The following is a 15,819-nucleotide window of genomic DNA, read 5'->3' as shown; positions in this document are numbered from 1 at the left end:
GGTACTCCTGGGCGGTTCAAATGGCAATCTTCCATAGCCGCGACTCGTCGAAGAGCCACAGCGGGTTTTCGTCTTCCTGGGGCGGTGCCACCCATTCCACGCCAGCGCCGGGCAGGCGCGGCACGGCGGCCAGCAGCCGGCGGGTGTAGTCATGGCGCGGCTGGTCGAACACCTGCGCCACCGGGCCGCTTTCCACCACCTGGCCGTGGCGCATCACCAGCACCTGGTCGCTGACCTGGCGGATCACCCCCAGGTCGTGGGAGATGAACAGGTAGGCCACGCCCAGCTCGGCCTGCAGGTCAGCCAGCAAATCCAGGACCTGGGCCTGCACCGACACGTCCAGCGCCGACACCGGCTCGTCGCAGACAATCACCTTGGGGTTGCTGGCGATGGCCCGGGCAATGGCCACGCGCTGGCGCTGGCCGCCGGACAGTTGCAGCGGCCGGCGGCTGGCCAGGGCGCCGGGCAGGCGCACCTGATCAAGCAGTTTGGCCACCCGCGCGCCCTGCTCCGCCTTGGCCACGCCGGCCACGTCGAGGGCGTCGGCGAGGATCTGGCCGACGCTCCAGCGTGGGTCGAAGGAGCTGAGCGGGTCCTGGTAGATCACGCTGATGTCGCGGCGGCGTAGGCGGCGCTGGGCCTCGCTGACCGTATCGCCAACGGCGTTCCAGGGCTGGCCAGCGAAGCTCACGGTGCCGGCGTCCGGGGTCAGCAGGCCCAGGGCGATGCGCGCGGCGGTGGTCTTGCCCGAGCCCGACTCACCGACAATGCCCAGGGTCTGGCCGGCGCGCAGTTCGAAGCTGACGTCGTTCACCACCTGGCGCACCTGGCGGTCCGGGCCCACGTAGCGCTTGCCCAGGCCGCTGGCGCGCAACAGCACCTCGCCGGTGGCTGGCCGCGCCGTGCGGCCGTGCTCGCCGGGCACCGCGTCCAGCAGCGCCTGGGTGTAGGGGTGGCTGGGCTGGCGCAGCACCTGGTCGGTGGGCCCCTGCTCCACCACTTCGCCATGGCGCAGCACCAGCACCTCGTCGGCCAGTTGGGCGACCACGGCCAGGTCGTGGCTGATGATCAGCAGCGAGTCGCCCCGCGCCTTGATCGCCTGCAGCACTTCCAGAATCTGCGCCTGCACCGTGGCGTCCAGGGCCGTGGTCGGTTCGTCGGCAATCACCAGGTGCGGGTCCAGGGCCAGGGCGCTGGCGATCAGCGCGCGTTGGCGCAGGCCGCCGGACAACTGGTCGGGGCGCTGGCGCGCACGCAGCGCCGGCTCCGGCACCCCGACGCGTTCCAGCAATTGCTGCACCCGCTGCGGGCGGCTGGCGGCGGGGCCCCACTGGTGGGTAGTGAGCACTTCGAGAATTTCCTTGCCCACCGGCCGCAACGGGTCCAGGGACACCAGCGCGTCCTGCAGCACAAAACCAATGGCCTGGCCGCGCAGCTGGCGCCACTGGCGCTCGGACAGCTTCAGCAGGTCGTGGTCACCGTAGCGCAGGGTGCGCGCGCTGATCTGCGCGCCGGCGCCGGCCAGGCCGATCAAGCTGCGCGCGGTGACGCTCTTGCCCGAACCGGACTCGCCCACCAGCGCCAGGGTCTTGCCCGGTGCCAGGGTGAAGCTCAGGTCACGGACCACGCTGTGCTCGCCAAAGCGAATGGACAGCCCTTCGACAATCAGGGTTTTGCGGCTCATGACAGGCGGCCCTCCAGGCGTTGTTGCAGGTAGCGGCCCAGCACCGTGGTCGACAGCGTGGTGAGCACGATGAACAGGCCCGGGACGATGGTCAGCCACGGCGCGTTGACCACGAAGTCGCGGCCCATGGACAGCATGGTCCCCCACTCCGGTGCCGGCGGCTTGGCGCCCAGGCCCAGGAAGCTCAGGGCCGAGGCCCAGACAATGGCCTGGCCGACGCCCATGGTCATGGTCACCACCAGCGGCCGCAGGGCGTTGGGTAGCAGCTGCCGGAGGATGATGCGCGCCGGGCGGTGGCCCAGGGCGCGCGCGGCCTCGATGTAGCCGGCGTTGCGCACGCTCAGCACTTGGCCACGGACCATGCGCGCGTAGCCCGGCGCACCGCCGATGCCGGTGGCGATGATCAGCGGGCCGATGCCGCTGCCGAACACCGCCACGAACAGCAGCGCCAGCACCAACGATGGGAAGGCGAACAGCACCTCCAGCAGCCAGCCGATGGCGCGGTCGGTCCAGCCGCCCAACAGGCCGCCCAACAGCCCCAGGCTGATGGCGATGGACATCGCCAACGCCGTGGCGGCGACGCCGATGAACAGCGACTGGCGCGCGCCGTGGACGATGCGCGCATAGATATCGCGGCCCGACTGGTCGGTGCCGAACCAGTGTGCCCAGCCCGGCGCGTGGAAGGCGTCGCGGGGCACGATGGCCAACGGATCGGCGTGGCTGAACAGGCCGGGCACCAGCGCTGCGGCCAGCAGCCAGGCAATGAACAGGCCCGCCAGCAGCGTGCCCCAGCGGACGGTCAGGCGTGGCCGCGACAGGGCCAGCGCCGGTGCTTCAAGGACTAATTGGCTCATGGGCGTTGCTCCGCCAGGCGTGGGTCGATCCATTCGTACAGCAGGTCGATGAGAATGTTGGCCAGCACGTAGCCGGCGGCCACTACCAGGCTGATGCCGATGGTCAGGGGCAGGTCCTGAGCCTGCACCGCCTGGTACAGCTGGCGGCCCAGGCCCTTGCGGGAAAAGATGACCTCCACCACCACCGCGCCGCTGATCAGCGCGCCGATGGCCCAGCCTGACAGCGACACCCCGGGCAGCACGGCGTGGCGCAGCGCATGCTTGAAGCGCACCGCCAGGTCGCTGAGGCCGCGGGTGCGGGCGGTGAGCACGAAAGGCTGCTCCAGGGTGTATTCCAGCGATTCGCGGGTGACCTGGCCGATGAACCCGGCCAGCGGAAACGCCAGGGCGAAGGCCGGCAGCACCAGGGTGGCAAAGCCGTCGCTGCCCGCCGGCGGGAACCACTTCAGGCCAAAGGCGAACACCGCCAGCAGCACGATGCCCAGCCAGAACTGCGGCAAGGCCGCCGCCAGGGTCTCGGCCAGCGAGCCCAGCTGGCTCAGCCACGAGCGACGCCCGGCGGTAACCAGGGTCCAGGCCAGCACCAGCAGCCACGCCAGCACCAGGGCCAGCACCAGCAATTCAAGGGTTGGCCCGCTCTGCTCGGCCAGCACCTGGGTCACCGGCTGGTGCTGGGAGTAGGACACGCCCAGGTCGCCGTGCAGCAGCTTCCACAGGTACACGCCGTATTGCACGGCTAGCGGCTTGTCCAGGCCAAACTCGCGCGTAGCCTCGGCGATGGTTTCCGCCGTGGGGTTGCCGCTGGGCCCGCCGAGAATGGCCAGCACTGGGTCGCCGGGCATCAGCCGCAGGGCGAAGAACGTCAGGGTGGCCACGGCCCACAGCACCAGCACCGCGCCGCCCAGCCGCCAGGCGGCGCGCTGGCCCAGGTGAACCAGGCGCTGGCGCCGGGGGTTGTCGAGCGTCACGATGGCATTCATGGCTTCACTCCTTTGTTCTGGCCTTTGTCCACCCAGGCGTCATACAGGTAGGTCACCGCCAGGGACGGCTCGATGCGCACCCCTTGGGTGGTCTTGTAGATGCCCAGGCGCGTGCTTTGCGGGTAGGTGGTCAGTTCCAGGTAGGCCTTGCTGGCCTGGGCCTGGGCCTGGTAGTACAGGGCCTGGCGCTGGGCCAGGTCCTGGGTGGCCAGGGCACTTTCGACCAGTTGGTCGAAATGTGCGTCGTTATAGCCGGCGGTGTTCTGGTGGTACCCGCCTACCCCGGCCGGCGCCAGGAACTGCGAGCTGAAGATGATGCGCAGCACGTCGGCGGTGTTGGTGTTCCAGTAGCCCAGGCGCACGTCGTAGTCCCACTTGGACTGGCGGTCGGTGGCCTGGGTGTCGCTCATCTGGTCGATGATCAGCTCGAAACCGGCGGCGCGCGTGGTGGCCTGCACCTGCTCCCACAGGGTCTGCTCGGACGGCGCCGTGCGGTTGCCCATCACCACGTGTACCTGCAGGCGCTTGCCGTCCTTGGTGCGGTAGCCCTCGGCGTCGCGCTGGGTGTAGCCGGCGGCGTCCAGCAGCTGGGCGGCGCGGGCCGGGTCGTAGTCCTGGGCGTGTTCGAAGTCGGGGCTGTAGAAGCGCGTGGCCACGCTCAGCGGCCCGCCGGCGCGGGGGAACTCGCCGAAGTACACGCTTTTCAGCGCGCCGTCGATGTCGGCGCTGCGCACGAAGGCTTCGCGTACACGCACGTCGTTGAACGGCGCGCGGGTAATGTTCAACGTGCCGTTGGTGGGGTTGCCGGGGCGCTGGGCAATCAGGATGCTCAGGTCAGGGTTGTGCCGCGCAGCCTCGTGGGACTCGGGCGGCAGCGCCTCGATGACGTCCACCTCGCCGGCCTGCAGCGAGGCGAAGCGCACCGACGGCTCCTGAATGAATTTCCACAGGATGCGGTCCAGGTACGCCGGGCCGTTGTGCTTGGCCGTAGGCGGCGCCCAGTGGTAGTCGGGGTTGCGCACCAGCTCTACCTGGCTCTGGCGGTCCCAGCGCACCACCTTGAACGGCCCCGAGCCTACCGGCGACTCGCAGTTCTCATCGCGCGAGCGCAGCAGCGCGGTGGGCGACTCGATGCCCAGGAAACCTTGCGCCAGCACCTCCAGGAACGCCGCATACGGCGTGGCCAGGTGCACCACCGCCGTGTACGGGTCGACCACGTCGGTGCTGCGGTACTGGCGAATATAGCCACCGGCGGTGCTGGACTGGGTCTTGGGGTTGGCCATGTGGTCGAGGTTGGCCTTCACCGCCGCGGCCGTGAACGGCGTGCCATCGGTAAAGTGCACGTCCTTGCGCAGGTGGAAGGTGTAGGTGGTGCCGTCGGCCGACACCTCCCAGCTTTCCGCCAGCCAGGGGCCGATCTTGCCGTTCTCGTCCATGGACACCAGGGAATCCAGGTACTGCTGGCCGATGAACACCTGGGGCATGTCGCCCGCCACGTGGGGGTCCAGGCAGGTGGGCTCGCGGTCGGTGGCGTAGACCAGCGTGCCGCCACTGACCGGCGTGCTGCTGCGCTGCGCTACCTGGGCGCTGCGGTCGCAGGCAGCCAGCGCCACGCAGAGCGTGGCCAGGGTGAAAGTCTTGAAGGTTGAATGCACGGACGTCCCTCGGCGAATGATCCTGAGGGGGTGATTGCACAACCCGTGCCGGGTGTGGGAGGCCCGGTTTACAGGGGTTTGCGTGGGATGAGCCGTCGTGATCAGGGCAAAGTGAACAAGTGATGTTGCTGGAGCAACAGCTGAGATCTGCATCGGGTACACACATTCGCGTAACAACTCCCACAGGATGTAGCAGCAACTGTCTTGAAATGGCGTCGCCTGCATCGCGACCAAGGTCGGCTCCTACGCTGTTCGTGGTAGGAGCCGGCCTTGGCCGCGATGCAGGCGACGCGACCCATGAGGTATCCGCATTCGCGTAGCAGCTGCCGAAGGCTGCGTCCGGGCGCGCCTCACGCGTCGCCCAGCCCCAGTGATTGCAAAATCTGCGTACGCAGGTTCACCAGGTACGGGTCATCGCGCCGTCGCGGGTAACCACGCTCCACGACAATCTGCGCCTTCACCCGCGCCGGCCGTTCACTGAAGACAATGATGCGGTTGGCCAACAGTAGCGCCTCTTCCACATCATGGGTCACCAGCAGCGCGGTGTAGCCCTGGCGCTGCCACAGTTCGATCAACTCCTTCTGCATGGCGATGCGCGTCAGCGAATCGAGCTTGCCCAGCGGCTCGTCGAGAATCAGCAGGCGCGGTTCGTTGACCAGCGCCCGTGCCAGCGCCACCCGCTGCGCCATGCCGCCGGACAGTTGCCGTGGCCAGGCGCGGGCGAACTCGGTCAGGTGCACCTTGGCCAGGGCTGCGTCCACCCTGCCCCGCTGGCTTTTGAGCACGCCCTGGGCCTCCAGCCCCACAGCAACGTTGTCCCATACCCGCCGCCACGGGTACAGGGTGGGGTCCTGGAACACCACCACGCGGCTCGGGTCGGGGCCGCTGATGGGCTGGCCGTCGCCGTTCAGGGTGCCACGGTCGGCGGGCTCAAGGCCGGCCACCAGGCGCAGCAAGGTGGACTTGCCGCAGCCGGAAGGCCCCAGCAAGGCCACGAATTCGCCGGGGGCCACGTCGAGGCTGACGTTTTCCAGCACCGGCAACGGTTCGCCGTCCAGGTGAAAGGCGTGGCTGAGGCCTTCGATGTGCAAGCCAAGGCCTGCGCTGTGGGGGTTGTGCAGCGTTACCATTTGACCGCTCCTTTCTGCCACGCCAACAAGTGGTCACGCACGTAGAACAGCGCCGAGATCAGCCCGGAACAGGCTAGCGCCATCACCAGCAACGCCGCGTACATATTGGCGTACGCCGCCCAGCCCTGGGCCCATTGCAGGTACCAGCCGATGCCGGACTTGACCCCCATCATTTCCGCCACCACCAGGGTCGAGAACGATGCGCCCAGGCCCATGAACAGGCCAACGAATACATGGGGCAATGCGGCGGGAATGGCTACCTTGAAAATCAGGAAAGCGGGCTTGGCGCCCAGGGTGCGGGCCACGTCGTAGTAGGCCTTGTCGACACTGGCCACCCCCGACCACGTCAGCACCGTGACCGGGAACCAGGTGGCCAGGGCAATCAGGAACACGCTGGCGCTCCAGCTGCTGGGGAACAGGAAGAAGCACAGCGGCAGCAGCGCCGTCGACGGCACCGGACCGAGGATTCGCAGCACTGGGTGCAGCCAGTAGCCGATGGCCCGGGACCAGCCGATGGACACCCCGGCGATGAAGCCGAACACCGCCCCCAACGCCACGCCGCTGCCCAGCAGCAGCGCGGAATGCCAGAGGCTGTCGAACAGCCGTGGCCAGTCGCTGAGGTAGACGTTGAGCAAGGCTTGCGGTGGCGCGAAGAACGGCACCGGCAGCAGCGCCAGTTTCGCCGTCGCCAGTTCCCAGAGGCTCAGCAGCAGCGCCAGCGCGATCAGCCACGGCGCCAGGTGGCGCAAGCGTCGAGCCAAACGCACCGAGCGCGGCGCCAGCACCGCCAGCGCGCCGACGATTACCGCCAGGGCCAGTTCGACGTTAGCCAGGCCCTCGGTCAGCGGCCAGTGGCGGGTGGCGTCCGGGTAGCAGCGCGTCAACAGCGCCGCCAGCAGCCAGGCGGCCACCGCCACGGCTGGGCGCCAGCCCACCCGGGCACGCGGGGTGCTGGCGCGGGTGGCGGCATGGGTCAATTCAACTGAAGACATTGGCCGTGATCTCCTTGGCGAAGTCGACGGCGTTGGTGCTGGCATCGAACACCTCCACAGTCTTCAGGTCGTCGACATAGGTGACGATCTCGGTGGCCAGCGCCGCGCCCACGGCGTGGTGGCCGTGGGTGTGGGAATGGAGGATGGCCTGCACCTCGGCTTCGCTGGTGTTGACGGCAAATTTCTGGAAGCCCTTGGCCACGGCTTCCGGGTGCTGCACGGCGTAGTCGTGGGCTTCGAGGATGGCTTGGGTCAAGGCGGCAGCCACGCGCTTGTTGTCGCGCACCAGCTTGCCGGTCACCCCCACCACGCAGCACGACAGGTTGGCGTATTCGTCCACCAGGTTGGTGGACAGCTCGCGCGCCTGGCCGTCCTTGAGCAACCGGTACATGAACGGGTCGGCACCGCTGATGGCTTGCACCTCGCCCTTGGCCAAGGCGGTGCTAAGCAGGTCGGCGGGATACAGCTTCCACTCCACGTCGCGCACCGGGTCGACGCCATGCTTTTTCAGCAGGACGGAGAAGAAGTTGCGGTCGGGGGCGGCCATGTCGGTGACGCCGATGGCCTTGCCCTTGAGGCCGGTGAGGCTGTTGATGGGGCCGTTGGTAGCGCTCAGCAGGCGCAGGCAGCCGCCGTGGGTGCCGGCGGTGAGCTTGACGTCGAAGCCTTGCTCCAGCGCTTTCAGCCAGCGCAGGGCCATGCCGATGCCGGCGTCGGCCTTGCCGGTGGCGATGGCTTCGAGCAGCACTTCGGTGGAGTTGCCGAAGTTGACGAACTCCACGTCCAGGTTGTGCTGGGTGAAGAAGCCTTCGCCATGGGCGATGACCACCGGCGCCAGGCACACGGCATTGAGGTTGATGGCCAGCTTGAGCTTGTAGGGTGCGTCCAGCTTGATGAAGTCGCCGGTGCCCGGCGGCTCGGCGCCCATCTGCATGGGGCCGTGGTCTTCGGCCCAGGCGCTGCGCGGCAAGGACAGCAGCAGCGGGCTGGCCAGGGCGGCGGCGCCCAGGCCGAGCAGGTGGCGGCGCGACAAGGTGTTGAATGGCATGGGGGATTCCCTGGGCAAGCGTGGGGGTGTTCGGGTCCGCGCGCACGGTCGCCGAGGGATTTTTCAAAACCTTAACACTAGACTTTTAATAACTTAAATTCATTTAAATCATAAGCTAATATGCGAATCCGTAGCCGCTGCCGCAGGCTGCGCTGGCCTTCATGAACCCTGAAAATCTCCAGTGATGTCGAGGGCCAGCGCAGCCTGGCGGCAGCGGCTACGGAGCGTTGGGCCCTCGGGAGCTACCAGCTATAGCCCACCTTTGCGTAGTAGAACGCGCCGCTGTAGCCGTACGGCGAGAAGGTGCTGTAGGCCAGGTTGCCACCGCTGGAGGAATAGGCGTTGAGCTTGGCCGGGTACTGGTCAGTGACGTTGTCGCCGCCCAGGGTGAACAACCAGTTCTTGTAGCGGTAGTCCACGGCCAGGTCCAGCACCCAGGCGGCCTGGAAGTGCTGGTCGTTGACGGCGTCGGCCTGGTAGCTGGTGTACTCGCCGTAGCGCACCAGGGTGCTGTGCAGCGCCCAGTTGCCGTAGTTGAAGTCGTTGCCCAGGGTCAGCTTGTGCTCAGGCGTGGTGTCGCCCAGCAGGCCGTCTTTCTCGCGGCGGTCCACGCGCTGCAGGTTCACCCCCAGGGCGTCGAGCACCGCCGGGTTGGCCTTCACGTCGGTGACCCTGGTGTGGTTGTAGTTGTAGCCCAGGGTGCTGTTCCAGCGCACGCCGTTTTCGAACTGGTAGCGGTAGTTGGCCACCAGGTCGATGCCGTCGGTGCTGGTGTCGACGGCGTTGGTGAAGTAGCGGGCGCTGGTGTAGTTGATGTCGCCCACGCCGTTGGCCTGCAGGTAGGCGATGGCGGCGTTGTTGAGCACCAGGTTGGACGACAGGGTGATGCGGTCGTCGATGTCGATGCGGTACACGTCGGCGGTCAGGGTCAGGTTGTCGGTGGGTTGCAGCACCAGGCCCAGGCTGTAGTTGCGCGACTTTTCCGGCTTCAGGTCTTCGGCGCCGAGCAGGCGCGCCACCTGGCTGTTGGCCGGGAAGGTGCCGGCCTCCTGCACGGTATTGCCGATCAGCTGCGACGAGGTGTAGGTGAAGTTCTGCTGCGCCAGGGACGGCGCGCGCAGGCCGGTGGATAGGCTGCCGCGCAGCGCCACCTGCGGGGTGAAGGCATAACGCGCCGACAGCGAGCCGGTGGTGTTGGCGCCAAAGTCGCTGTAGTCCTCGCGGCGCACGGCGGCCGAGCCACTGAGCTTGTCGGTGAAGTCGGTTTCCAGGTCCAGGTACTCGGCCACGTCGTGACGGTTGTAGCTGCCGGCGTCGGCGGCGCGGAAACCACCCAGGCCAGAGCTGCCGCTGCCGAAGTAGGAATCGGGGTCGCCGGCCTTGATCTGGTAGTCCTGGCGCAGGTATTCGGTGCCCACCGACAGCGACACCGGGTTGGCCAGCCAGCCCAGGCGGAACTCGCGGGACAGGTCCAGGCTCAGCTGCTTCTGGTCGTTCTCAAGCGTGCCGTTGTAGAAGTGTGTGGGCGTGGCCAGGCCCAGGGACGTGTTGAGGGTACGAGTGTTGATCTCATAGCTGTTCTGGCCGTAGTTGGCCGACAGGTCGTAATGCCAGTCGTCCAACCACTGGCCGCGCACGCCCACCACCAGCGAACGGTCCTCGAGCGTGCCTTCTATCAGCGGCAGGTAGCCGTTGGGGTACAGCGCCGGGATGTTGTTGGAGGCGTTGCTGGCCCGGTAGAACGCTGCGGTCTCGCCGCTGCGGTGGCTGTAGCCGCCGAAGCTGTAGAGCTGGGCGTTGTCGTTGAGGTCGAACTCGCTGTTGAAGAAGACCTTGCCGTCCTTGGTGGCGGGTTCGCCCTGGCGGAACACGTGCTGGCCGTAGGTAGTGGAGCCGATGCTGGCGGTGCGGTAGTCGTCGCCGGCACGGTCGGTGTAGTCGTTGTTGGCGCCCTCGCCGGAAACGTTGAAGAAGCCCCGGTCACCCAAGGCGAAGCCGGTGTTGCCGTCCAGCTCGCGCTGAAGGCCGTCGCCTTTCTTGTAGCCGCCGTACTTGGCCGACAGCGAGCCGCCGTGGTTGGCGTCCTTGAGGATGATGTTGATCACCCCGGCGATGGCGTCCGAGCCGTAGCGCGCCGAGGCGCCGTCGCGCAGCACCTCGATATGGTCGATGGCCGACAGCGGAATGGCGTTGAGGTCGGCCGGCGATGAACCGCGGCCCACTGCCCCGCCCAGGTTGACGAAGGCGCCGGTGTGGCGGCGCTTGCCGTTCACCAGCACCAACACCTGGTCGGGCGACAGCCCGCGCATCTGCGCCGGCCGCGCCAGTTCGGCACCATCGACCAGGCTGGGGCGCGGGAAATTGATGGACGGAATCAGCCGGGCCAGCACCGTGCCCAGTTCGTCCGAGCCGCTGTTGCGCAGGCTTTCCCCGGAGATCACATCGATAGGCGACAGCGACTGGCTGGCGGTGCGCTCCTGGGCGCGGGTGCCGGTGACGATCACCGTGTCCAGCTTGGCGCCGTCCTCGGGCGTGGCGTCGGCGAAGGCCTCGACGCTGCAGAACAGGCCGGCCGACAGCAGCGCTGCCGCCAGCGGGTGACGTTGGAATCCTTGCATGTACCGCTCCTGGAATCTCTCGTGGCGAGCGATCCGTATGGCGAACGGTGGCGATCATCCTTGTGTCGTGTTTGTAGAATTCGGTGGCCCGATGACATATATCCTATTGCCATTTAAATAAATTTTTAAAGACCTAATGGGTATATGAGGAGTTCTAAGGCCTCGGACGCAGCCTTCGGCAGCTGCTACGGGTTGATCCGTAGCAGCTGCCGCAAGGCGGCGTCTAGCTAGGTAAATACATCACATCGTGATATAAATGCCCGCGTTTTTGGCCAAGGTACCCATCCCCGTGAAGCTCCCCTCCCTTTTGCAACGCCTGCGTCCCGCGCCGTTGCACCTAAGCCCCCGTGAAGTGTTGCGTGCCGCCTTCGGCGCGCTGCTGGGCATCGGCCTTACCGCTGCCCTGTGCACCTGGGCCCTGGGCCTGAGCGCCGATATCCCGCTGCTGATCGCCCCCATGGGAGCGTCGGCCGTGCTGCTATTTGCCGCCCCCGCCAGCCCTCTGGCCCAGCCCTGGTCGCTGATCGGCGGTAACCTGGTGGCTTCTCTGGTGGGCGTCACCTGCGCCGCGTTCATCGGCAACGAAATCATCGCGGCCGCCGTCGCCGTGGCAGTGGCGATCGCGCTGATGCTGGCCCTGCGTTGCCTGCATCCACCCTCGGGCGCGGTGGCGTTGACCGCCGTGCTGGGCGGCCCGAGTATTCATGCCGCCGGCTACGCCTTCGTCCTCGACCCGGTGCTGCTCAATTCGGTGGTGCTGCTGGGCGTGGCCCTGGTGTTCCACAGCTTCAGCCGCCATCGCTACCCCCACGGCCACGTGCCGGCGCCCGCCGCCGCCCGTGCCGTGTCGCCGGCCAGCCAGCAATTGCATCAGGCACTGCAAGCCGTGCTGGACGAGCGCGACGAATTCATCGACGTCGACGCCGACGACCTGGAAGCCATCGTCACCGCCACCCTGGCCCGCCTGCATTCGGAGCCACGCCCATGAGCGATGCCCTGGCCAAGACCGATTTCGAAGCCCTGTCGGAGTTTCGCTACCAGCTGCGGCGCTTCCTGCGTTTTTCCGAGGAAGCCGTGCAGGCCCACGGGGTCACGCCCCAGCAGTACCTGCTGATGCTGCACACCATGGGCTTCGATGGCCGCGACTGGGCCACCGTCGGCGAGTTGGCCGAGCGCCTGCAGATGGTGCCCCACGGCGCCGTGGCGCTGGTCAAGCGCTGCGAGGCGCAAGGCCTGGTGCAGCGCCAGCGCAGCGACGAGGACCGCCGCGAGGTGCGCGTCAGCCTCACCGCCAAGGGCAACGAGGTGCTGGCGAAGCTGGCCTTCCTGCACCGCGAAGAACTGAAAAGTGCCGGCAAGCGCTTGCGCGTGCCGTTCGAGCAGGAGTAAACCCATGCAGCACAAGGCTGATTTTTCCGTGGACCGGCGGCTGTTCCGCCAGGTGCTGCTGGCCGCCGTGATCGGCGCCGTGGCAGTCGGTGCGGCGGCGGTGCTGCTGGGGCTGATCCACCTGTGCAGCAACCTGTTTTTCTACCAGCGTTTCTCGTTCGCCAACAGCTCGCCGGCGCAGCACCAACTGGGCCTGTGGGTGATCGGCCTGCCGGTGCTGGGCGGGCTGATCGTCGGCCTGATGGCCCGCTACGGCTCCAGCAAGATCCGTGGCCACGGCATTCCCGAGGCCATCGAGGCGATTCTGTTCGGCCAGAGCCGCCTGTCCCTGCGGGTGGCGCTGCTCAAGCCGCTGTCGTCGGCAATCGTGATCGGCAGCGGTGGCCCGTTCGGCGCCGAGGGGCCGATCATCATGACCGGCGGCTCACTGGGTTCGTTGATTGCCCAGCGCTTTCACCTCAGCGCCGCCGAGCGCAAGACCCTGCTGGTGGCCGGCGCCACGGCGGGCATGACCGCGGTGTTCGGCACGCCGGTGGCGGCGGTGCTGCTGGCGGTGGAGCTGCTGCTGTTCGAACTGCGCCCGCGCAGCCTGGTGCCGGTGGCTATCGCCTGCGCGGTGGCCGGCTTCCTGCGCCCGCTGCTGATCGCCAGCGAGCCGCTGTTCGCCGTGCAAACCGCGCCGGTGGGCCCCGAGGCGCTGTTCGGTTGCCTGGTCGCGGGCATCGCCAGCGGCCTGCTGTGCACGCTGCTGTCGTGGTCGCTGTACCGCGTGGAAGACCTGTTCGGCAAGCTGCCGCTGCACTGGATGTGGTGGCCGGCCCTGGGTGGCCTGGCCATCGGCATTGGCGGCTATTTCCAGCCACGGGCGCTGGGCATCGGTTTTGATGTGATCGGCGACCTGCTGCACAACCACCTGCTGCTCGGCGCGGCCCTGGCGTTGCTGCTGGTGAAGGCGGTGATCTGGGTGATTGCCCTGGGCTCCGGCACCTCGGGCGGCGTCCTGGCGCCGCTGCTGATGCTCGGCGCCGGCCTGGGCGCGGCGCTGGGCCACGTGCTGCCCGGCGACCACGGCGCGCTGTGGCCGCTGGTGTGCATGGCGGCTACCTTGGCCGGGGTGCTGGGCGCGCCGCTGACGGCGGTGGTGTTCGCCCTGGGCCTGAGCCACGACCTCAATGCGTTGTTGCCATTGCTGCTGACCGTGACCGTGGCGTACACGGTGACCATCGTGATTGCCAAGCGCTCGATCATGACCGAGAAAATCGCCCGGCGCGGCCTGCACATCTACCGCGAGTATTCGGTCGACCCACTGGAGCGCCACGAGGTCAGCGAGGTGATGAGCCACGCGCAGGTGCCGCTGGCGGCCGGCCAGGCGTTCGCCCTGCCCCGGGAAACCTGCCGCGCCGTGGCTGGGCGGATGGTGGCGCTGGGGCTGGAAAGCCTGGCGGTGGTGCGTGATGCGCAGAGCCGCGAAGTCATTGGCGTGGTCAGCCGCAGCGACCTGCTCAAGGGCACGCTGGCGGTGCATCAGGAAGAAAGCCTGGCGTAGACTAGGGGTACTGCCACTGCCCATCAGGTACATGATGATCGACCCCGAACAGCGTCACCCCGCCGCCCTGGAACGCTTCCTGGCCGCCCACGACGAGCTCCGCCAGCAGCTGGACCACCTCAACCCGCTGGAAGCCCAGGCCGCCGGCATGACCGCCGCGCAGTACCGCGCCGAGCGCCTGCACGAGGCGTTCGAGCAGGAAGCCGAGGCCCAGGGCCTGTTCGCCTGGGAGCTGACGTTGCAATTGACGGCGGCGACGCCTGCGGAATTCCAGGCGCAGCGCCTGGACGTGCACAAGGAAGTGGCCGAGATGGCCGGCATGAGCTGGGACGAGTACCGCGAGCTGTACGGGCTGTAAACGCGCCCGTAGCAGCAACTGTTTTTGTGGGAGCTGGCTTGCCAGCGAGTTTTTCGGGCCTCAACAGCTCGCTGGCAAGCCAGCTCCCACAGGACGCAGCCGCCTGCGGCAGCTGCTACGGGGGTGGGGGTCAACCCAGGTGGGTGACCAGCTTGGTCACCAGGTACGCCTCGATCGCCTCGGTGCCGCCTTCCGAACCGTGCCCGGAATCCTTGATGCCGCCGAACGGAATCTCCGGCAGGCCGATGCCCAGGTGGTTGATCGACAGCATGCCCGCTTCCACTCCGTCACTCAGGGCCTGGGCGGTTTTCGAGGTGCTGGTGAAGGCGTAGGCCGCCAGGCCGAACGGCAGGCGGTTGGCCTCGGCAATGGCTTCTTCCACGGTGTCGAACGGCACGATCAGCGCCACCGGGCCGAAGGGTTCTTCGTTCATCAGGCGCATGCCGGTGTTCAGGCCGCTGATCACCGTCGGCGCGAAGAAGTAGCCCGGGCCGTCGATGGCCTTGCCGCCCAGGTGCACGGTAGCGCCCTGGCTGCGTGCGTCGTCCACCAGGGCCTGCAGGGCCGGGGCGCGACGGTCGTTGGCCAGCGGGCCCATCAGCGTGCCCTCTTCCAGGCCGTTGCCGACCTTGATCTTGCCGGCCAGCTCGACGAAGCGGGTCAGGAAGGTCTCGAACACTTCACGCTGCACCAGGAAACGCGTCGGCGACACGCACACCTGCCCGGCATTGCGGAACTTGGAAGCCACCAGCAGTTGCACGGCTTTTTCAACGTCGGCGTCGGCGAAGACGATGGCCGGCGCGTGGCCGCCCAGTTCCATGGTCGCCGGCTTCATGTGCAGGCCGGCCATGGCCGCCAGTTGCTTGCCCACCGGGGTGGAGCCGGTGAAGGTAACTTTGCGGATCACCGGGTGCGGGATCAGGTAGCCGGAGATATCCGCCGGCACGCCATACACCAGGCCGATCACCCCGGCCGGCACACCGGCGTCGGCGAAGGCGCGGATCAGCTCGGCAGGCGACGCCGGGGTTTCTTCCGGGGCCTTGACGATGATCGAGCAACCGGCGGCCAGGGCCGAGGACAGCTTGCGCACCACCTGGTTGATGGGGAAGTTCCATGGGGTGAAGGCGGCCACCGGGCCCACCGGCTCGCTGATCACCCGCTGCTCGATGCCCTGGGCGCGCGACGGCACGATGCGGCCGTAGCTGCGGCGGCCTTCCTCGGCCAGCCAGTCGATGATGTCGGCGGCGGCCAGGGTTTCGGCGCGGGCCTCGGCCACAGGCTTGCCCTGTTCCAGGGTCATCAGCGTGGCGATGTGGTCGGCGCGTTCGCGCAGCAGCTCGCCGGCCTTGCGCATGATCTTGTAGCGGTCGAAGGCGCTGACCTTGCGCCAAGTCTCGAAGCCACGCTGGGCGGCGGCCAGGGCCTGGTCCAGGTCGGCGATGTCGGCGTGGGCCACGCTGCCGATGGTGTCACCGGTGGCGGGGTTGACCACGGGGATGCTGCGCCCGTCCGCCGCGTTCTGCCATTGACCGTTGATGTAAAGCTGCACTTGCGGGTACATACGG

Annotated in this window: 13 protein-coding genes; 4 read left to right on the top strand and 9 right to left on the bottom strand. The window is 67.7% G+C overall.

The genetic code is table 11. From position 1 onward, the window contains the following. Positions 1-16: 16 nt before the first annotated feature. The 8 genes from ACWKWX_RS21065 to ACWKWX_RS21030 form a co-directional block, all read right to left on the bottom strand. Positions 17-1,684: a dipeptide ABC transporter ATP-binding protein gene (locus tag ACWKWX_RS21065; RefSeq protein ID WP_483828805.1), complete on the bottom strand. Its 1,668-nt coding sequence runs from the start codon at positions 1,682-1,684 to the stop codon at positions 17-19. Beyond that, positions 1,681-2,538, bottom strand: a complete 858-nt coding sequence (locus ACWKWX_RS21060) for an ABC transporter permease (RefSeq protein WP_416424456.1) — start codon at positions 2,536-2,538, stop codon at positions 1,681-1,683. The genes ACWKWX_RS21065 and ACWKWX_RS21060 overlap by 4 nt, the downstream gene beginning before the upstream one ends. After that, complete coding sequence (locus ACWKWX_RS21055) at positions 2,535-3,518, bottom strand: ABC transporter permease (RefSeq protein ID WP_416424457.1); 984 nt, start codon at positions 3,516-3,518, stop codon at positions 2,535-2,537. The genes ACWKWX_RS21060 and ACWKWX_RS21055 overlap by 4 nt, the downstream gene beginning before the upstream one ends. Beyond that, positions 3,515-5,173: an ABC transporter substrate-binding protein gene (locus ACWKWX_RS21050; protein WP_483828804.1), complete on the bottom strand. Its 1,659-nt coding sequence runs from the start codon at positions 5,171-5,173 to the stop codon at positions 3,515-3,517. The genes ACWKWX_RS21055 and ACWKWX_RS21050 overlap by 4 nt, the downstream gene beginning before the upstream one ends. A gap of 350 nt (positions 5,174-5,523) precedes the next feature. Further along, complete coding sequence (locus ACWKWX_RS21045; protein WP_483828803.1) at positions 5,524-6,303, bottom strand: ABC transporter ATP-binding protein; 780 nt, start codon at positions 6,301-6,303, stop codon at positions 5,524-5,526. Continuing rightward, complete coding sequence (locus tag ACWKWX_RS21040; RefSeq protein ID WP_483828802.1) at positions 6,297-7,295, bottom strand: ABC transporter permease; 999 nt, start codon at positions 7,293-7,295, stop codon at positions 6,297-6,299. The genes ACWKWX_RS21045 and ACWKWX_RS21040 overlap by 7 nt, the downstream gene beginning before the upstream one ends. After that, the gene (locus ACWKWX_RS21035) at positions 7,282-8,343 is read right to left on the bottom strand and encodes an ABC transporter substrate-binding protein (RefSeq protein ID WP_483828801.1); all 1,062 of its coding nucleotides are present in this window, start codon (positions 8,341-8,343) and stop codon (positions 7,282-7,284) included. The genes ACWKWX_RS21040 and ACWKWX_RS21035 overlap by 14 nt, the downstream gene beginning before the upstream one ends. Positions 8,344-8,585: 242 nt before the next feature. Continuing rightward, positions 8,586-10,961 (bottom strand): TonB-dependent receptor plug domain-containing protein, encoded by a 2,376-nt coding sequence (locus tag ACWKWX_RS21030; RefSeq protein WP_483828800.1) that lies wholly within the window; start codon positions 10,959-10,961, stop codon positions 8,586-8,588. Positions 10,962-11,250: 289 nt separating this feature from the next. On the opposite strand from ACWKWX_RS21030, the gene ACWKWX_RS21025 reads away from it, so the two are divergent. From ACWKWX_RS21025 to ACWKWX_RS21010, 4 genes are read left to right on the top strand one after another with little or no spacing between them, the layout of a single operon-like run. Next, positions 11,251-11,949: an HPP family protein gene (locus ACWKWX_RS21025; protein ID WP_483828799.1), complete on the top strand. Its 699-nt coding sequence runs from the start codon at positions 11,251-11,253 to the stop codon at positions 11,947-11,949. Further along, complete coding sequence (locus ACWKWX_RS21020; RefSeq protein ID WP_416424461.1) at positions 11,946-12,350, top strand: MarR family winged helix-turn-helix transcriptional regulator; 405 nt, start codon at positions 11,946-11,948, stop codon at positions 12,348-12,350. The genes ACWKWX_RS21025 and ACWKWX_RS21020 overlap by 4 nt, the downstream gene beginning before the upstream one ends. Before the next feature lie 4 nt (positions 12,351-12,354). Then, positions 12,355-13,896 (top strand): chloride channel protein, encoded by a 1,542-nt coding sequence (locus tag ACWKWX_RS21015; protein ID WP_483828798.1) that lies wholly within the window; start codon positions 12,355-12,357, stop codon positions 13,894-13,896. A 34-nt stretch (positions 13,897-13,930) separates the two neighbouring features. Then, positions 13,931-14,254 carry a DUF6388 family protein gene (locus tag ACWKWX_RS21010; RefSeq protein WP_483828797.1) on the top strand — a complete coding sequence of 108 codons (324 nt, stop codon included), beginning with the start codon at positions 13,931-13,933 and terminating at the stop codon, positions 14,252-14,254. A 130-nt stretch (positions 14,255-14,384) separates the two neighbouring features. On the opposite strand, the gene ACWKWX_RS21005 is transcribed toward ACWKWX_RS21010, so the two are convergent. Next, positions 14,385-15,815, bottom strand: a complete 1,431-nt coding sequence (locus tag ACWKWX_RS21005) for an NAD-dependent succinate-semialdehyde dehydrogenase (protein WP_476298374.1) — start codon at positions 15,813-15,815, stop codon at positions 14,385-14,387. Positions 15,816-15,819: the final 4 nt, after the last annotated feature.

It is taken from the genome of Pseudomonas imperatae (genome assembly GCF_057128625.1).
This window is presented reverse-complemented; position numbering and strand designations above follow the sequence as displayed.